Below are 18,280 nucleotides of genomic sequence, written 5' to 3'. Positions count from 1 at the left end.
TGCACGAGCGGAATGCGCACAACTTCCCGCTGGATTTGGCGGCGGTGGAAGTGGCGCCGGCCATCCGTGGCTAATCCTGCTTGCCTAGCTGACTAGTACTCTCTCTTCTCCCCCTGGCATCTGCTGGGGGGTTTTTTGCTCTCTACATAAAGTTTTGCAAAGCTTCGCGCTGCCACTACCCTCACCCCCAGCCCCTCTCCCATCCCTCACCCCCAGCCCCTCTCCCTGAGGGAGAGGGGAGTTAGGGATAGCGCTCCACAACAAGGGCTTGGCGGGCGAGCCTCAGGCTCCTGTCATGGGAAGGAGATCAACGAACGTAGCCCAGTTGCTCCAGGAAATCGGTGTCCCAAAGGATCTGCCCATCCAGAGCCATTCTCCCCAGCACCGGTATTCCGACTTGAGCCTCCAGGTGTGGGATCAAAGTTGCATCCAGCTCTTCCAAAGCTTGGGGATCCTCGGTTTCGGGCAGGGATCCGACCAGCACCCACCCCAAGCTGCGGGCCTTGGCTTGGCGCATCAGGGCGGCAAAGACGGTTGCTTGGCTCAGGGCGGCCTTCCGTTGCAGCGTTAAGAGCAAGCTGAACCCCCACGCATGGGCCAGATCCGCCCAGGTTTGGCCTGGCCCCAGGGGATCGGCGACACTGCCCGGCAGAACCAGTAGGGGATCTTTTTCTCCTGCCCACTCGCAGATTTGTTGCCAGAGGGCCTTGAGCTGAGCTTCCGAAGGGTTGGAATCCACCCTGAGCCGGCCCCAAGGGTTTTGGGTCACCTCTTGCCAGGCGCCGGCCACTGCTGCGGCTCCGGGGATCGCCGGCCAAGTATCGGCCACCATCACCCTCATGATTCTGGATCCCCCGCCTCAGACTCCCAGAGAGTGAGAAACTCCGGCTGAACCTCGAAGCCAAACACCAAAGCCATATCCCGCAGCATCGAGAGGGATCCCAGTTTCTGCTGCTTGAACCAACGCATCAACACAAAGATCTTCTGATAGACAAAGATTTCCAGTGCTTCTGGGTTGTAAACAATGCCCTCGCGAGGGTTGAATTGATGAGGCACCAACATGGCTGCGTAGCGGGCCAGCTCTCCTTGGCGCCAGTTGAGGAAGTAGGGCATCCAGGGGCAGACCGTATCCCAACGGATAAACCACAGGCGCACCTCCGGGATCTCCGACAGCTCGCGCGGATCGTCGGGGCTGCGCGGCCAATCGATGGCGCATTGCACCTGTTGGGCAGCCCGGACGGGATCTGCCATCAGGGTTTTCATTAATTCGTGGCCAGGGGTGAGATCCAGAGATTGGATGGCCTTGGCAGGAAGGTAGAAGGTAATCGGCACGACGACACGGCTATCTGATATCTGACTTGCAAATGCAGCTTATCTCAGCTCTGCCCCACCTCGCCTGCCACCGGGATCCCCCAGCGGGTGAGATCGAGGGCAAAGCCTGCGGTTACCAAAAACACCTGGTCGGCCAGAGGAGCCAGCTTTTGGGTGAGCTCCCCCATCCGATCCCGAAAGCGGCGTCCCAACGGATAGGCGGGCACCACCCCCCAGCCCACCTCTTCTGACACCAGGATGATCTCCCCCCTGTGGACTGGCAAGGTTGCCAAGAAGGATTGCACCAAGGGATCCCATTCTGCAGCGGGACAGTCTAGGCCCTGCGCCACCCACCCCCCCAGCGAATCCACCAGAGCACAACAGGGCTGGGGCAGCTTTTGCAGGTCGGCCCCCAGGTCGGGCCCGGTTTCCCAGGTTTGCCAAGTGGGGGGACGCCGTTGCCGATGCCGCTGAACCCGTTCGGCCCACTCCGGGTCGGCCTCAGGGTCGGGTTTGGGCCCGGTGGCCAGATAGATGACCGGCAGGCCGGAAGCAGCCGCCAGGTTCTCCGCCAGCCGACTTTTGCCGCAGCGGGCAGGGCCACAGATGAGCACAATCGGCATTGGGCATGAGGATGGAAGTCCATTGTTAGATTAGCTTAGCGGTTGGTCGCCCCTATCCCCTTCAGCTTCATTCCTGGAAACCCCTGCGCGGAGCTTGGGCACATTCTACTTAGGTTGACGTTTTAGAAGAAGCCCAAGCTGTCCTGCGTAGCACTTCGCGATGGGAGTGTGGCACAATGGTGCAGCCGCAGGGTGGGTGTTGTGGGTGATCCAAGGGGGCAATCGTGGCCGGTTCTCGGAGCAGCAGCGGGTCAGAGTCCCCATTCCGTCGGGCTCGCGCCCCACGACCGAAAAAAAGTCAGCCGAGCGCTTCTGCCCAGTCCCAGTTTCGGGATTCTGGAACTGCACAAGAAAGAATGCGTCCAAGCCAGTCTGATGGCACTTCGTCTGGCGCAGAGCGGGATCGGCAAGAGATCTCGCAAGTTCAATCTTCTGGCTTGAACCCGCCCAAAAATCTCTCTATACTGCAGGGAACTTTATCATTCACCCCAACTGCTTCATCTCCCCTTCAACCTATGCGTGCTCCCTCCTCAGGTGACTCGGATCCCAAAGCTCAAGCAGGCGGGTCGGCCAAGGATTCCGTCCGAGGAGCGCGAACGGAACCGGATCCCGACCCAGAGCGCCATTTGGCCCAGCGACAGCAACTGGAGAACCGTCTGCTCAAAGCCGAAGCCGAGCTCCAAGAGCGGCGAATCCTTCAGGAGAAACTGCAGGCCGAGGTTCAGGCTCTGCGCAGTCAACTGGCTCAGGCGGAATTGCAGTCCCGCCGGCAGCAACAGCAGATAGAGCTTTTGCAACTGAAAGCCCAACCCTCTGCAGATGCTGGCCTTGAGGCAGAATGTTGCGCTTTGCGCCAGAAGGTGGCCGAACAGGAGAAGGCGCTGCAGGAGCGGGAGCGCGTCCTGCAACAGTTGCAGCAGACTTTGGCGGAGCAGAAGGTCCAGATCTCGGAGCAGGAAGCTCAGCTTGCCGCTCGACAACGTTTAAATGACCGGCAGCGGCAGGATATCGAGGCTTTACAAGAGCAGATCGAGCAGCTCCGCCTGGCCCACGCGCAGGAGCGCCGTCAATGGGAACACCGTCAGCAGGAGCTGCAAGCTTCTCTTCTGGAAGCCCAAGATGTGGCAGAAAAGCGGGTGGAAATGCTGCAACGCTTTAAGGCGGAGCTTTGTCTGGCCCGCACCCAAATTGCCGAAGCTCAGGCGGAGCTGAGCAGCCTACGGGCTCTGTACAGCGACCAACAGGCCGCCTGGCAAGAGCAACGGGAGCATCTCGAGGCCCGTTTGGCCGGCTATGCCGAGACAGAAGCGGAAGCCGAGCAGCGCTGGCGGGAACAACGGCAGGAGCTGGAAGCAGCCCTGGCCGAAGCCCAGGCTCAGCTGGCCGCTTTGCAAGCTCAGCAGGAACATCTGCATCAGGGATCCCAGGAGCAGCAACGGCTGCAACAGCAATGGCAAGCTCAGGCCGAGGCGCTGCAAGCGGCTCTCTCCCAAGCCCAGGCAGAAATTGCCCATTGGCAGCAAGAACACCGCCATCTCCAGGAACGGTACGCCCAAGCCCAGCAGCATCTCTCCACCCTGGAGCAGCAGTTGCAGGCTGCCTTGGAACAGTTGGCCGCCCAGCCTGACCGGCAGCCAGAATTGCGCTCTGCCCAGAGTGCCATCGCCCATCTGCAGAAGCAAGCGGAAACTTTGGCAGAGCAGTTGAAGGTCTTACAAGCAGAACGAGCTGCTCTCTGGGAAGAAAACCGATCCCTCAAAGACAAGTACGAGCAGCAGCAGATGCATGTGCTGAGCTTGAAGGCGGCGTTGGAGCGCAAGGGCCTGGATGTCCCGCCTCGTGCCGATACCTCCAGACCTGCTGGCGCGAGCGATCAAGCTCTGTCTCCCAAGCCCCCAATTCAGCCCCTGCCGGCTCGGGCAAGCAAGCGGGCGGTCGATCTGCCCAGGTTCTTGCCCCGTCCGTGATGCAGCCTCTTCCCCCCCGCTGGCTGGAAGTGTGGGTGGATCATCCCCATTTGGGCGGTTGCTTTACCTATCGCGTGCCAGAGGGATCCACCCCAGAGGCCGGCGACCTGCTCAGTGTGCCCTTTGGTCAACAGATCGCAGGGGGGGTGGCTTTGGGCTGGCGCTCGGAGCTGCCGGCAGGAGTGGATCCGCAATCGGTGCGGGAGATCGAGGCGGTGGTGGCCAAAGGGATCCTGCCCAAGGAATTCTGGCCCTTGCTGCAGCGGGTGGCCGACTACTACCTTACCCCTCTGGCCCAGGTGGTGCGCACGGTTCTGCCCCCTGGTTTGCTCAGCCGTTCTCAGCGGCGTATCCGCCTGGTGCGATGCCCGGAAGCGGTGGGGGGATGTTCGCCGGCTGCCCAAACCCTGCTGGAGCTGCTGCAGGCCAAAGGGGGAGAGCTGTCTTGGCGCTACATCCAACAGCAGATGCCCGGCGCCGAGCTGGCCCTGCGGGAACTGCAGCGACGGGGTTGGGTGGAGAGCTTTTGGCAGGAGCAGCAGGGGGGTAGGATGAAAACCCAACTGGCTGCCAGTCTGGCCGACGACTCCTCGGAGGGGCTGAGCTTGCCCCAGCAGAAGGCGCTGCAGATCCTCAAGCAAAAAGGGGGGGAGCTGCTGCTCACCGAGTGGGAGCGCTTGGCAGGAGTGAGCCGAGCGGTGTTGCAGGGGCTGGCCCGCAAAGGCCGTGTCCACCTCTACGAGCGACCGCTGCTGCGGCTGGCAGATGCCCACTTGCCGGGGTGGCGGGATCTGCCCAAGCCCCTGACGGCAGCCCAGGCCGAGGCGGTGGAGGCGATCCGACAAGCCTTGGGTCGGCCCCGGCGGTTTCTCCTGCACGGGGTCACCGGTTCTGGCAAGACGGAAGTGTACCTGCAGGTGATCGCCCAGGTGCTGCAACAAGGGCGGTCGGCGCTGGTGCTGGTGCCGGAGATCGGCCTTACCCCACAACTGATGGATCGCTTGCGGGCGCGGCTGGGATCCCAGGTGTGGGCCTACCACAGCGGCCTCTCGGAGGGGGAGCGCTACGACACCTGGCGACAGATGTTGACCGCCACTCCCCAAGTGGTGATTGGCACCCGCTCGGCGGTGTTTGCCCCCTTAGCCAACCTCGGCCTCATCGTTTTGGACGAGGAGCACGACGACAGCTTCAAGCAGGATCAGCCCCAGCCCTGCTACCACGCCCGTCAGGTGGCCGAGTGGCGGGCCGAGCTGGCCAACTGTCCCTTGGTCTTGGGCAGTGCCACACCGGCGGTGGAAACCTACGCCGCCCATCTCCAGGATCCGCAGCGGTGGATCCGGCTGACCCTACCGCAGCGCATTCCCCAAGCTGGGATCCCGACCACCCTGCCCCAACTGGAGCTGGTGGATATGCGCCAGGAGCTCCAGGCCGGCAACCGCAGCATCCTCAGCCGCCGTCTGCACCAGGCCCTGCAGCAGACGCTGGAGCGGGGGGAACAGGCCATCCTCTTCGTTCCCCGCCGCGGCTACAGCACCTTTGTCCTCTGCCGCGGCTGCGGCTTTGTCCTCACCTGCGCCCATTGCGACGTCTCCCTCACCTTTCACCTGGAGGGCCGGCAAGAGCTGCGCTGCCACTACTGCGGCGCCCGCCAGCCCCATCCGCAGCGCTGCCCCGCCTGTGGATCCGCCTACCTGAAGCACTTCGGCACCGGCACGCAAAAAGTAGTGGAAGTGCTGCACCAGCATTGGCCACAGCTAGAGATTCTGCGCTACGACAGCGACGCCACCCGCCGCAAGGGATCCCACCGGGAGCTGCTGGAGCAGTTTCGCAGCGGCAAGGCCCAGGTGCTGGTGGGCACCCAGATGCTCACCAAAGGGCTGGACATTCCCCAGGTGACGCTGGTGGGGGTGATGGCTGCCGACGGCCTGTTGCACCAGCCCGACTACCGCGCCGGCGAGCGCACCTTTCAACTGCTCACCCAAGTGGCGGGCCGCTCAGGCCGGGGATCCCTGCCGGGGCAGGCGATCATCCAGACCTATCTGCCGGAGCACCCGATTTTGCGGGCCGTGCTGGCCCACGACTACGAGGGGTTTTTGCGGGCCGAGCTACAGCAACGGCAAGAGGGGGGCTATCCTCCCTATCGAGCCTTGATCTTGATCCGCTTGAGCAGCACTCGCCTGGAGGCTCTGGAGCGCTACTGCCATCAGGTGGCCGAACGTCTGCAGGGGATCCCGGCAGAGGTGCTAGGGCCGGGGCCGGCCCAGGTGGAGCGGGTTGCCGGACGCTACCGCTGGCAGATCCTGTTAAAGCAGCTTCCCGATCAAGCTTGGGATCGCTCCCAGCTCGCTGCACAGATTCACACCGCGATTGGCCATCCCCCCCAAGGGATCCGCGTCAGCTTGGATGTGGATCCCCTGCGGATTCTCTAGGGGCGGCCAGCAGAAGCAGAAAGCCCGTCGATCCGCAGAGATCTTGAGGTAGTCTGGTTTCGGGGCCACCCGTATCCAACTCAACTCTGGCAAAGCATGGCGGAGAACCGAACCGGCGCGTTTATTGGTGGGCTGTTGCTGGGAACGGCAGTGGGCACGGCTATTGGCCTGCTCTTAGCTCCCCGCAGCGGACGGGAGACGCGGCGACTCTTGAAAAAATCGGCAGAGGCGCTGCCGGAGGTGGCAGAAGACGTGACCAGCAGCCTGCAATACCAATCGGAAAAGCTGCTTGACTCTGCTCAAAAAAGTCTGGACGAAGCACTGCTACGACTGCAGCAGGCGGTGGCGGTGGGCAAAGAGGCCATGCTGCAAAAACGACAAGAACTGAGCCAAGCCCAAAACCGCAGCGCCTGGGCCAGGGAAGAAGCAAACTTAGAAGCCCAAGATCGACAGGAAGAAGCGCGATGACCGAGCCGGTATTTTGGTTGGGCCTCTCGGTAGGTCTGGTGGCAGTGGGCATTTTGGCGGTGATCCTGACCCTGCTGCCTGCCGTCATTCAATTGGGTCGAGCCGCCCAGAGCGTGGAACGCTTTTTCGACACGCTGCTGCGGGAATTGCCCCCTACGCTGGAGGCTTTGCGTCTGACCAGCTTGGAAGTGAGCGAGATCGCCGACAGCCTCGACGAAGGGGTCAAGGGGGCCGGACAGGTGGTGAAGCAGGTGAACCGCTCCCTGGAAGGGGCCCGCAACCAAGCCCGCGGCGCTCAGGTCAATGTCCGCAGCCTTTGGGCAGGGGTACGGGCGGCCTGGCAGGCGCTGTCCAGCGAGACTCCCCCCACCGCCATGCGTAACCCTCAGTTGCGCTCAGGCCAAGCTGGTCGGCCTTTTTCTGCTGCTGCGCCAAGCATTTCCTTGGGAGATATGCGCTCTTTTGCCAGCAAGGCAACGCCAGAGGGATCCCCCCCCAATGCGCAGCCTTCCCGACCCGATGCCACCAACCCGTGAGAGCTATCTGAGAATCCTCTGGAAGACGGGCACAGGAGGTTGGGGCTCTTGCCCGGCGGGAAGCCGGCCCCAACTGGCGTCTGGATCCCAGCGCAATTGGGTAACATCCTGCAAAGGAAACCCCATCTGCTGCAGGATCTTGAGGCTGAGGTTGGGAATGATGGGCGAAAGGGCTACCGCCACCCAGCGCACGCTTTCCAAAACGGCGTAGAGGATCTGGGCTACCTGTTCGCTTTGCCCCTGCTTGTGCAGCGTCCAGGGAGCCTGCTCGTCAAGGTATTTGTTGCTGGCTTGGGCCAAGCTAAGGGCTTTGCGGGCAGCGGAGCTGGGATCCAGCCGCTCGTAGGCATCGGCCACCGCCGGGGCTAGGCGCTCGACCAGGGTTTTGAGGGGGTGATCCGCTGCGATCTGCACCGGGGGAATGCGGTAGTCGGGCTGGTATTTTTTGAGCATATTGAGGGTGCGGTTGAGCAGATTCCCCAGGTCGTTGGCGAGGTCAGCATTGAGAACCTCGATGAAGCGGCCCTCGCTAAAGTCGCCATCCTTGCCCAGCTCAATTTCGGTCAAGAAATAGTAGCGCACGGCATCGGCGCCGTAGCGTTGCACCAGCTCAAAGGGATCCAGCGTGTTCCCCAGGCTTTTGCCCATCTTGAGGCCATCTTTGGTGAGAAAGCCGTGGCCAAAGATTTGTTTAGGCAGCGGCAGCCCTGCCGACATGAGCATGGCCGGCCAGTAGATGGCATGAAAACGGACGATGTCCTTACCCACTAGATGCACATCGGCAGGCCAGTAGCGGCGCAGGGCGTTCTCCAGGGTGGGCTCGTCGTGAGGATCCAAGGCGGCGCTGAGGTAGTTAATGAGGGCATCAAACCAAACGTAAAGGGTTTGGCTGGGATCCGCCGGGAAGGGGATCCCCCAGGAGACGCTGGGGCGAGAGATGGAAAAGTCCCGCAGGCCCTGCTTGACAAAGTTCATGACCTCGTTGCGGCGGCTTTCCGGTTGAATGAACTCCGGGTGCTCCGCATAGAGGGCTTCCAGTTTTTCCTGGTAGCGAGAGAGGCGAAAAAAGTAGTTTTCTTCGTCTTTCCACTCCACTTTCTTGTTGGGGTGAAGGGGGCAAAACCCACCTTCTAGGAGCTCTGACTCGTCCTTGAACTCCTCGCAGGCAACGCAGTACCAGCCCTGCTGCCGGCCAACGAAAATATCTCCCCGATCCCAAACCCGCTGAAAAAACTCCCGCACAATGGCCTTGTGGCGAGGGTCAGTGGTGCGGATAAAGCGGTCGTAGCGGATATCCAGCAACCGCCAAAGCTCTACAAACTGGGCGGCAATCTCGTCACAGTGCTGCTGCGGCGGAAGGCCGCGCTCTTCAGCGGTGCGCTGGATCTTCTGGCCGTGCTCGTCAGTTCCCGTTACCATCAGCACATCCTTGCCCCGCAGGCGGTGGTAACGGGCGATGGCATCCGCCGCCATGGTGGTGTAGGCGCTGCCGATGTGGGGGGCAGCGTTGACGTAGTAGATGGGTGTGGTGATGACGAAGGTGGAATCCGGCATGAGCAGTTGCAGCGCTTTCCCCCATGATAAAAGTTGCCGGAAAGTCCGGCAGGCCGAGTTACGGGGCAGGGATGAAGCTGGCATTCAACCTAAAGGGATGGGGCTGCGGTGCCCTGGGGGCTGGGATCTTGGGCGCCGGGGCGGCTCTGGCCCAGCCTCTGCCGGAAACCCGCATCCCTTGCGAGATCCTCATCGCTGGGGGCGGGCTGGGGGGGGTGGCGGCGGCCTACGATGCCCTGCGCTTGGGGCGACAGGTGTGCATGACCGAAATGACCGACTGGATTGGCGGCCAGGTGAGCGCCCAGGGGGTCTCGGCTTTGGATGAGCGGCCCTTGCAGCGGGAAAACGAGATCTTTCCCCAGGGCTATAGAGAGTTTCGCCGCCGGGTGCGGGAAAAGTACGGCGGTGATCCCAATCCCGGCAAGTGCTGGGTGAGTGTGCTCTGCTTCTCGCCCCAGGTGGGCCACCAGGTCATCCGAGAGATGTTGGATCCCTACCTGCAGTCGGGGCAGTTGCGGCTGTTTACCGAGACGGTGGTCAAGGACGTGGAGATTGAGAATTACCAAGTCCGCAGTGTGCAGGCCATCCGCAATATTCCCAAACACGCCGGCGTCCAGCCGGAGAATCGGGGGGATCTCTCCACCTACTTGCTGGATTTTTACCGCCTAGAGCCCACCGCAGACTGGGACAAAGAGATCCTGCGCTTTGAGCCGCCGCCGCAGCGGCAGGGCAAAACCCTACCTTGGGTAGTAATCGATGCTACCGAAACCGGCGAGCTGTTGCCCCTGGCGCGAGTGCCCTACCGCCTTGGCACGGATGGGGAAAGCCGCTGGGAGCCCAGCTCCAAGCCCTACAGGGATCCCTACTGCACCCAGGGGTTTACCTACACCTTTGTTGTCGAGCGCTCCGCTGTGCCCCAGGTGCCCATTAAGCCCGAGTTCTACGACGACCCGCTGCACGGCCCCTACTACAGCTTTGAACAGCCGCGCTTTAACTTTGCCCTGGTCTTTACCTACCGCCGCATTCGGGGACAGGTATTTGGCTTTGGGGAAGAGGCCATCCGGGTGGGGGATCAATCCCTGCAGAACTGGACCTGGGGCAACGACTGGCGCATCACCGGGCCAGACAAGAACCTCATCCTCACCCACGAGCAACTGCAAGCCCATCTGGATCCCGGCGGCTGGATGGGGGGCTTGCGGGTAGAGGCGCTGCAGCGGGCCGAGCAACATGCTAAAGGCTTCTTCTACTGGCTGGTGGCAGGGCGGACGGATTTTCTCCTGCAGCAGGCGGATCCTGACTTTCAAAAGGACTTTTACCTGCGCTATCGCTACCTCAAAGGGCCCGCTAGCCCCCTGGGAACTGCCAGCGGCCTCTCCAAGTACCCCTACATCCGCGAGTCGCGGCGCATCCTCGGTCGGCCCAGCCTTGCCTACCCGGAGGGGTTCACCATCTACGAGTCGGATATCACCACGCGGGAATCGGAGCTAAACCGCGGGCGCCCCTTCATCTTCTACGATTCGGTGGGGGTGGGCCAGTACCCTATTGATTTTCACGAGTGCCTGCTGCCGGATTTTTCGCTGCCCCCCAGCCACAACCAAGATGCCCAAGCCCCTACCTACCCCTACCAGATCCCGCTGCGGGCCCTGATCCCCCAGCGCATTGACAATCTTCTAGCTGGCAGCAAGAACATCGCCACCAGCCGCATTGCCAGCGCCTCTTACCGGGTGCATCCTGTGGAATGGGCCATTGGCACGGCAGCGGGTCATACGGCCCACTTTGCCCTGGAGCGGGATCTGATCCCGGCGGAGATCCTGCGGGAGCCGCTGCTGGACTTGCAGCTATTGCCCGCTCTCCAAGCCCAGATCCAGAGCTTGGGCAATCCCATTCAATTTCCCGGCACCACCATTACTGCCACCGACTGGGCCCAATCCCGCTAGCCTAGAAAGGCAGGGTTGGGAGCTGGCCATGGAGGCTATGGGGGTTGAATTTGGGGGACTGGAGGCGATCCGCCCTTCGTTGTGGGCGGCCACAGCCCTCTGGAGCCTGGGGTTGATGTGGGGGTTGTCGCCACTGCACCGCCGCCTGCAGGAGGGTTGGGAAAAGCAGTTGTCCTGGGATCCCAGTGGGGCTCTGGCCTCTCTGCTCAGCGTCATCCCTTTCCTGTTGGCAGCAGCGGTGGTGGTGGCTTTCACCGAGATCTCGTTGGGCAAAAGCTGGGCCGTCTCCTGGGGCCTTATTGCCTGTGTTGGCGGTGGCCTCTACGAGCTGGGCCGGCGGGACAACGCCCGCTGACCCAAGCGCTCCGCACCGGCCCTCACCCCCAACAGTATGGACAATGCTAAGCGCTAGAGCAATTTAACTTTTGAGGGGCTCGGGGAGCTCTAAGTCCCGCGCCCTAGCTGAAAGGTGAGCATCGGGATACAGGGGCTCCCCTCGTCTGGCGATTCCCTATGCTGCCAGCGATGGATGAGCTAGACAAATAAACCTTGTCTTGCAAGGCTTTACTGCACTGCTATTCGGATGTGGTGTTATTGGGAGAGTTGGGAAGTACTGCAGGACAACTGGGAAAGAGAAACACTCTGCGCAGTCGGTCTGTCGGGGGGAAACTCCAGACCGGTAGCGAAATCTATCTTTGGGAATGACCGGAAAAGCTCAACAGAGATGTTGGGAAGCCGGCACTGTACCGCCTGGGATCGGTGACGGGAGCATGTCAACCCCTACTCATTACCCCCACTCAATTGGTAAACTTGTTTTGCCAGTCAGTTGTCAAAATCTCTCGACCAAACACCCATCCGGCCAAGATTAGAGGCAGGGCCAAGCCCAGGAAGCCGAAAAAACTAATCACCTGGGCAATTTGCCGCTGCGCTTTTTTCTGTTTCGGATCTCGGAGGTTGTTGGCAGCTACCGTTAGCTTCGAGCAAAAGGCCACCACCACTGCACCTACCGGCCCCAGAACCAAAGAGGGCCACAGCCAATCTGCCACTTGCGAGAACGCATAGGCTCCGGTGAAGGGGATGATGACAAAACAAGCCAGCTCCAGGATCCCCCAGGTGAAGAGGGCCAACTGGACATCTTTGCGGAAAACTTCATCGGGATTGTACATAGGTCTCCAGGATGAACTGCTACGATATCACGCTAAGGCATAACCTTCGAGATGGGAAAACAAAGTGCTAAGGCTTCTAGGTTAACTCCAGGTGTAAGGATCTGCCTGGCGGATCCTCTTCCCCTTCCATCTAGGCAACCCTAATGCCCAAGATCCTTGAATAAACCCCCGTTAAGGAGAGAAAGACGGCCTCAGCAAGGATAAACTCCCCCATGTGACCCTATTCACAAAGACCTGAAATAATCTTAAGTAGTTAGTGAGTCGTTTGTGTTTGCTGCCCTTTCCTGCCGAGTTAGGGCGTCTCTTTTCCCTTTTTGGCTGGCAAGCTGGGAGCATGGTGTATCTGCGCAATCGCCGCCCATGAGCTGCCGAAGGGATCCCGATATACCAACACTCTGTACCCTTGACTCTTGCTGTCTTCGAGAGTGTCGAGCCGCCATGCCCCGCATCCTCATCATCGATGATGATCCCAGCATTTGCACTCTGCTGCAGCGGTACTTGCAGCGGCAGGGTTACTCAGTGGAGGTGGCGATGACGGGGGCCGAGGGCCTACAGCAGTTGCGCGCTTTTCAGCCGAGCTTGGTGATTTTGGATCTGAACTTGCCGGATGTGAGCGGCTACGACCTTTGCCAGCAGATGCAAGAAGAGACCGGCGTGTATGTGTTGATGTTAACCAGCCGAGTGAATCCTGCCGACAAGCTGCAAGGATTTCAGTTGGGGGCAGATGACTACCTGACCAAGCCCTTCAGCCTGCCGGAGCTCCTGGCACGGGTGCAGGCCATCCTACGGCGACAACGAACGAAGACCGGAATGGCCGGCGCACCGGTCTTGACCTTTGCCTCTTTGGTAATCGACCCGGAAACCCGAGAAGTCACCCGCGACCGGCGCCCAATTAACCTAACAGCTTTGGAGTTTGACTTGCTCTACACCATGGCCCGACACCCAGGGCGGGTCTGGCGACGGTCTGAGCTGATTCAAGAGGTGTGGGATTTTAACCACGAGGGAGATGAACGGGTGGTCGATGTCCACATCGGCCAAATTCGCAAGAAGCTGGAAACCGATACCAGCCAACCGGAACTGATCCGCACCGTGCGCGGCGTTGGCTACAAGTTCGAGCCTCCCACTCCCAAAGAGGGATGGGGAGAGGAAAAACCGTAACCTCCCTCTTTCAAAGGGAGAGAGCGCGCTAATCGAGGCGACGGCCTGTCAGACGCACAAAAATGTCTTCTAAGTTGGCAGGGCGCACCATCAGGCCGGTCTTGTCGGGTTCGGCTTCCAACTGCCGCTGGGCTTCCGCCAGGCTGGGGAAAAAGGTGTAGCTCACCTCCTGGCCAGGGCGGGAGCGCACCAGCAGAGCTTCCCCGTACTTCGCCCGCAACTGGTCGGTGCTGCCCAACTCGATCAACTTCCCGCCGTCCATGATGCCGATGCGGTCGCACAGCTCCTCGGCCTCTTCCATGTAGTGGGTAGTAATCAGCAAGGTCATCCCCTGCCGATTCAGATCCCGCAGGATCTCCCACAACAGCCGCCGCGCCTGGGGATCCAACCCAACGGTCGGCTCGTCCAAAAACAAAATTTGCGGCCGGTGCAACAGCGCCCTGGCCACTTGCAAGCGCCGCTTCATGCCGCCGGAGAGGGTCTTCACCTTGTCCTGCCGGCGGTCGGCCAGCTTCACGTACTCCAGCCACTCGTCGATGCGCCGCTGCCGCTCCGGGTTGGGGATGTGGTGCATGCGCCCATGGAACTCCAGATTTTCCCAAACCGTCAGCTCTGCCTCCAGGGTGATGGGCTGCAACACCACCCCAATCTGCCGCCGCACCGCCAAGGGATCCCGCACCACGTCATACCCTCCCACCCGGATGGATCCCTGGCTGGGGCGGGTGAGGCTGGTGAGCATGCGGATGGTGGTGGATTTGCCGGCGCCGTTGGGCCCCAGCAGGGCAAACACCTCCCCCTGCGGGATCCGCAGGCTCAGGTCCTGCACGGCCACCTGCTGCCCAAAGCGCTTCCACACCCCCTGCATTTCCACTGCTGCCGGCTGGGTCTGGGGCAGGGCCGGGGCCATCGAAAGAGCGGTTATGGTCGGCTCCATCTGCGGGTGTAAAGAAATCTTTCTCCTTTAGCATACGCCAAAACAGGTTTCTGGGCGGGATCCCTGGCCTTGGCGGCTATCCCTTTTCGCTTTTTCAACTTCTCTGTGGCTATGATCTCGCTCACCATCGCTTTCCCGTCAGTATTGTAGAATGACAAGTTTTTTACAGAAGTAAACTTATGAGACCAAGCTATGAAAAAAACCATACTTAGCACAGTAAATTGCGCTGAATAGCTCAGGTATCGGCACAGCTGATGGGTAACAATAAAAACGCAAGGTGGGCAGGCGCGGCTGTCGAACCCCAACTCCTCTTCAGTAAAGTTCCTCTCTCTCGATTCAAAACACACCGATAGCGTTCACCCACGGATATCCAGATGCAAAACAAAGACCGACTTGACCAAATTGACTTCCGCCTCGATCGCCTGGTGGGTGCGGTGCTGACTTTGGCTGAAGCCGTCAATCTCATCAAAGACGACCTGTCTCATTTGAAGGATATTGTCCAGCGACAGGTGCAGGTGACCCAAGAGCAAACTGCCTGGCTGGGGGAGTTGAAGGCCGTTTGCCAGCAGCAGGCGGAGACGGCTCGCTGCCAAGCGGAAACGGTGGAGCGCCTCATCGCTCACCTTTTGCCGGCCCAGGATCGCAAGTCCTAAGGGATCCCCAAAAGGCGTGCCACAATGGCAGCAGAGCTTGAGGTCGTCCGCCCTTGGAGTTCCGCGTTGCAGCAGCACAGCAGGGTTCTGTTGACGCAGAGGAGTTGCTGGCTTTTTTTCGCTGCCGGCGCCTGCCCTACTTAGATCGGTTTGGGCCTCAAGAAGCCAAGCTGCCGCCGGAAAACCTGCTGGAGCAATGGCGTCGGGATCGCCAAGCTTTGCAAGCTGCCGTGCTGGAACGATTTCCCGGCGAACAGGTGACGCCGGGCAACGGGGCCCTCTTGGCGGCTATGGCGGCAGGAGCGGAGCGGATCTACGGCGGCCAGATCCTGGCAGAGCTGTTCTGGCAACTGGATTCGAGCAGCACTGAGGAGCTGGCAGGTTTGGAGCCTGATGTTGGCGCCTCACTTGAGCCAGATCCTGACCAGGCTGCAGAGGACTGGGGCGGCGTCGGCAAGACACCATGGGAGTTTGGGCCAGAGTTCCGCTCCGTCTGGGTGAGCAGCTCACTGGATCTTCTCATTCGGGATCCCGCTCTCGTTGGCAGGAGGCGGCACGCCGTCCAACCTTCCTATTGGCCGGTACACATTCGCATTGGCAAGCGCCCCAAACCGGAGTACGAATTGTTGCTGGCGCTGCAGGCAGAATTGCTGGGATCCCTGCAGGGGCAGGTGCCCAAGCGTGGCTTTTTGATTTTAAAAGATGGAAAGTGGCACCCTGTCCACCTAAGCCGCCGCCGCGCCCAGGTACGCCGCCTGCTGCAAGAGTATCTGGGCACTCTCAACCAACCAGAGCCGCCGCAGGTGTTTATGGCCCGCAGCCGCTGTCATCTTTGCCACTGGCGGGAGCACTGTCGGCAATTGAACGCCGTTGCCCAGCCCCTCACTTTGCTGCCGGGCGTAACCGGATCCCGCTATCCCCTTTTGCAAGAGGCAGGGATCGATTCGATTGAGGCTTTGGCCAACGCCCAGTTAGAAATGCTGCAAGCCATCCCCAAGCTGGGAGCCGGCGTGGCCCTACAACTGCAGCTACAAGCCCGTGCCACCCTCAGCCGCCGGCCCCTCTGGATTCAGTCTCCCCCGTTGCCCACAACACCCGTAGAGCTGTACTTCGATATCGAGGCGGATCCCCGCCACAACGTCGCCTACCTGCTGGGCTTGCTGGTGGTAGAGCAAGCCGAGGGGACAAAGGTTGCGAACTACCACGGTTGCCTGGCTGCCGACCCGCGGGAAGAAGGGCAAGCTTGGGAGCAGTTTCTGCAACTGGCACAACGCTATCCCGACGCCCCTATCTACCATTTTCACGGCTTTGAGGTGCAGACCTGCCGACGACTGGGGGAGCAATACCGCACGGATCCCCGTCAGGTGAGGCAATTGTTGCAGCGCTTTGTGGATTTGCACGCCTGGGTACAGCGCTCGGTGGTGCTGCCGATTGAGAGCTATTCCCTAAAGAACATCGCCCGCTGGTTGGGTTTCGAGTGGCGGCTGCCCGATGCCAATGGCGCCCAGTCTATTTATTGGTATAGCCAATGGCTGGAAACGCGGGAGCGCCGCTATTTGGAGCACTCGCTTATCTACAACGAGGATGACTGCCGAGCCACCCATCGCCTCAAAGACTGGCTGTCCCAGGGCGAAGTTCTCCAGCAGGCGGTTTTCCCTACTGTCAACGTCTGAGGTTTCGTCTAAAATCGGCCAGGTCTGTTTAATTGAGCAAGGGGATCCCATGCTGTTGAAATCTCATGAATCTCCCCGCCATCAGGGCAGAAACCGTCGCGGTCGCGGGGGATCGGCACGTAAGCGCCAACTGGACAAACGGAACCGCGCCTTGATGCAGCGATTGCGACAAGGAGAGCGTGCTCTCAGCTCTCGAACTTCTCGGCAGGGACAAGTCAACCCTGCCTTTTTTGTGCCTGCTTTTCCTTTCTCTCGGCCTGAACCGGAAAAGGATAGACCAAGTTCCCACTTTTGCGGAAAGGGGCTTTCCTCAGCAGTAAAGGTATTCTCGAATACAGAAGTTTGACTCTGTCTTGCTAAGCTGACCTTCTGGGGTCGTCGCCTCATTCTTGGCCACCTTTCCCCTTGCGGATCCCTACTGAGCCAGGTGCTGCGGAGCATACGGAATATGTCCATCTCGAAATCGTCGCGTCGCCAATTCCTGCAATCTGCTGCTGCGGCTGCCTCTCTGGTGGCCGTTGGCGGGCTAAAGGCCAAGGCTCAGAGCCGCGGGCCGCTTCTGGTTTCCCAGGGCCTGACACCCCTGAAGTTCACCCTTTCTTGGTTGCCTTCCTCGATGGATACCCCCCTTGGAACTGCGATCTTGAAGGGCTACTTTGCTGAAGAGGGGCTAGAAGTAACCTACGAGCGCGGCTTTGGCTCTGCCGATTCCATCACTAAGATTGCTGCTGGCCAGTACGACCTGGGGGAAGGGGATCCCTACTCCATGATCGAGTTCAACGCCAAAAACCCGGATGTGCCCCTGGTGGCGATCTTTGTTCACTTCAACCGCTCTCCCTTCGGCATCTATACCCTGAAAGGCAGAGGCATTACAGAGCCGGCCCAACTGGCGGGCAAGAAGCTGGGGGCGCCCGCAGGAGATGCGCCGCGTCGGCTCTGGCCGGTGTTTGCCAAGCAAGTCGGCATCGATCCGGCTTCAGTAGAGTGGCTAACCATGGAGCCACAGTTACGCGAGCCCTTCCTGATCCAAGGCCGGGTGGACGCAATTAGCGGCTTTATGACCTCGGCCATGCCCAATTTGGTGCGGGGTGGCGTTAGCTTGAACGACATCACGCCTTTTCTCTACAACGACTATGGCCTTGAGCTGTACGGTAATGCCGTCATCACCCGTGTGCAACTGCTGCGCGAGAAGCCGGAGCAACTCAAAGCTTTCTTGAGGGCCTACGTCAAGGGCTGGCAAGACACCATCCGCGACCCCGACGGCAATATGTTGGCGTTTTTGGACAAAGCCAAAGCCGAAGGGCAGGTGCTGGACACTGCCATTGAGAAACTGCGTCTCACCCTAGCTATGCCGCGTCTGTTTGTTACCGAGGAGGTGCGGGAAATTGGCTTGGGGGACGTGGTGCCTGCCCGGATGGAAACCGCGATTGCTCAGGTGGTGGATGGCTTTGGCCTCTCTGCCAAACCGCCTCTGGAGAAAGTATTTGACAACAGCTTGCTTCCCCCCAAATCTGAGCGAATGATCGCCTGATCTGGAGAATCACACAACAACTTTGAAGCGCTGTCTGTTGACTTGCAGAGACAGTGAACGCTTCTTGCCGGCCAGACGGCTTTTCCCGATGGCAGGTGAGGAGCCCAGCTCATTGGCTCAGTCATTTCAGCAAGATATTCTTCAAGCTTTTCACAGCAGGGATCCCAGACTTCTCTTGGGAGAGAGGTAGGTTTTAATCGCGTTTGCATTGCTGGGTTAGAGATGGCAAGCGAGGCGCAGCAGCAAGGGAATATCTCAAACTTTGTTTAACGTAAGGTGCGGAATTCCCCACCGTCTATACGGTGGGGATGGATAGCACCCTCTGACTGATTCTGGATGT

16 protein-coding genes are annotated in these 18,280 nt (G+C 60.3%); 10 read left to right on the top strand and 6 right to left on the bottom strand.

The features are described from left to right. Positions 1-307: 307 nt before the first annotated feature. From NW862_RS11975 to cobU, 3 genes are read right to left on the bottom strand one after another with little or no spacing between them, the layout of a single operon-like run. Positions 308-841 carry a hypothetical protein gene (locus tag NW862_RS11975; RefSeq protein ID WP_414348866.1) on the bottom strand — a complete coding sequence of 178 codons (534 nt, stop codon included), beginning with the start codon at positions 839-841 and terminating at the stop codon, positions 308-310. Continuing rightward, positions 838-1,332, bottom strand: coding sequence for a CRR6 family NdhI maturation factor (locus NW862_RS11970; RefSeq protein WP_414334781.1), 495 nt, complete (start codon positions 1,330-1,332; stop codon positions 838-840). The genes NW862_RS11975 and NW862_RS11970 overlap by 4 nt, the downstream gene beginning before the upstream one ends. A 44-nt stretch (positions 1,333-1,376) precedes the next feature. Continuing rightward, on the bottom strand, positions 1,377-1,934 hold the full coding sequence (gene cobU, locus NW862_RS11965) for a bifunctional adenosylcobinamide kinase/adenosylcobinamide-phosphate guanylyltransferase (protein WP_414334782.1): 558 nt from the start codon (positions 1,932-1,934) through the stop codon (positions 1,377-1,379). Between the two features lie 515 nt (positions 1,935-2,449). Between cobU and NW862_RS11960 the strand changes: the two genes are divergently transcribed. The 4 genes from NW862_RS11960 to NW862_RS11945 all read left to right on the top strand — a co-directional run bounded on the left by NW862_RS11960 (position 2,450) and on the right by NW862_RS11945 (position 7,334). Next, positions 2,450-3,901 (top strand): hypothetical protein, encoded by a 1,452-nt coding sequence (locus tag NW862_RS11960; protein WP_414427217.1) that lies wholly within the window; start codon positions 2,450-2,452, stop codon positions 3,899-3,901. Then, positions 3,901-6,330 (top strand): primosomal protein N', encoded by a 2,430-nt coding sequence (priA, locus tag NW862_RS11955; RefSeq protein WP_414337371.1) that lies wholly within the window; start codon positions 3,901-3,903, stop codon positions 6,328-6,330. The genes NW862_RS11960 and priA overlap by 1 nt, the downstream gene beginning before the upstream one ends. A gap of 96 nt (positions 6,331-6,426) precedes the next feature. Next, positions 6,427-6,798: a YtxH domain-containing protein gene (locus tag NW862_RS11950; protein WP_414334785.1), complete on the top strand. Its 372-nt coding sequence runs from the start codon at positions 6,427-6,429 to the stop codon at positions 6,796-6,798. Then, on the top strand, positions 6,795-7,334 hold the full coding sequence (locus NW862_RS11945; RefSeq protein ID WP_414348868.1) for a hypothetical protein: 540 nt from the start codon (positions 6,795-6,797) through the stop codon (positions 7,332-7,334). Before NW862_RS11950 ends, NW862_RS11945 begins: the two co-directional genes overlap by 4 nt. Positions 7,335-7,337: 3 nt before the next feature. On the opposite strand, the gene metG is transcribed toward NW862_RS11945, so the two are convergent. Next, positions 7,338-8,888, bottom strand: coding sequence for a methionine--tRNA ligase (metG, locus tag NW862_RS11940; RefSeq protein ID WP_414427216.1), 1,551 nt, complete (start codon positions 8,886-8,888; stop codon positions 7,338-7,340). Positions 8,889-8,959: 71 nt separating this feature from the next. On the opposite strand from metG, the gene NW862_RS11935 reads away from it, so the two are divergent. Together NW862_RS11935 and NW862_RS11930 are read left to right on the top strand one after the other, a co-directional pair. Next, positions 8,960-10,825, top strand: coding sequence for an FAD-dependent oxidoreductase (locus tag NW862_RS11935; protein ID WP_414427215.1), 1,866 nt, complete (start codon positions 8,960-8,962; stop codon positions 10,823-10,825). A 37-nt stretch (positions 10,826-10,862) separates the two neighbouring features. Further along, a complete protein-coding gene (locus tag NW862_RS11930; RefSeq protein ID WP_414334789.1) occupies positions 10,863-11,180 on the top strand; it encodes a hypothetical protein in 318 nt (105 codons plus the stop codon). 442 nt (positions 11,181-11,622) lie between these two features. Here the strand turns inward: NW862_RS11930 and NW862_RS11925 are convergent, their stop codons facing one another. Next, positions 11,623-11,991 carry a hypothetical protein gene (locus tag NW862_RS11925; RefSeq protein ID WP_414334790.1) on the bottom strand — a complete coding sequence of 123 codons (369 nt, stop codon included), beginning with the start codon at positions 11,989-11,991 and terminating at the stop codon, positions 11,623-11,625. 438 nt (positions 11,992-12,429) lie between these two features. Here NW862_RS11925 and NW862_RS11920 point away from each other — a divergent pair, with 438 nt between their 5' ends. Beyond that, the gene (locus NW862_RS11920) at positions 12,430-13,149 is read left to right on the top strand and encodes a response regulator transcription factor (protein ID WP_414334791.1); all 720 of its coding nucleotides are present in this window, start codon (positions 12,430-12,432) and stop codon (positions 13,147-13,149) included. Positions 13,150-13,177: 28 nt separating this feature from the next. On the opposite strand, the gene NW862_RS11915 is transcribed toward NW862_RS11920, so the two are convergent. Further along, entirely contained in the window at positions 13,178-14,083 is a 906-nt protein-coding gene (locus NW862_RS11915; protein ID WP_414427214.1) for an ABC transporter ATP-binding protein, read from the bottom strand. Between the two features lie 374 nt (positions 14,084-14,457). Here NW862_RS11915 and NW862_RS11910 point away from each other — a divergent pair, with 374 nt between their 5' ends. The 3 genes from NW862_RS11910 to NW862_RS11900 all read left to right on the top strand — a co-directional run bounded on the left by NW862_RS11910 (position 14,458) and on the right by NW862_RS11900 (position 17,940). After that, positions 14,458-14,736, top strand: coding sequence for a hypothetical protein (locus NW862_RS11910; RefSeq protein WP_414334793.1), 279 nt, complete (start codon positions 14,458-14,460; stop codon positions 14,734-14,736). Positions 14,737-14,789: 53 nt separating this feature from the next. Next, positions 14,790-16,409 carry a TM0106 family RecB-like putative nuclease gene (locus tag NW862_RS11905; protein ID WP_414341992.1) on the top strand — a complete coding sequence of 540 codons (1,620 nt, stop codon included), beginning with the start codon at positions 14,790-14,792 and terminating at the stop codon, positions 16,407-16,409. Between the two features lie 448 nt (positions 16,410-16,857). Then, complete coding sequence (locus tag NW862_RS11900) at positions 16,858-17,940, top strand: ABC transporter substrate-binding protein (RefSeq protein ID WP_414368759.1); 1,083 nt, start codon at positions 16,858-16,860, stop codon at positions 17,938-17,940. The last annotated feature ends 340 nt before the right edge of the window (positions 17,941-18,280 follow it).

Origin of the sequence: Synechococcus sp. H55.8, assembly GCF_047462375.1 — a bacterium.
Taxonomy (GTDB): Bacteria; Cyanobacteriota; Cyanobacteriia; order Thermostichales; family Thermostichaceae; genus Thermostichus.
The sequence above is the reverse complement of the archived record's forward strand: the minus strand, read 5'-3'. Positions and strand labels throughout refer to the sequence as shown.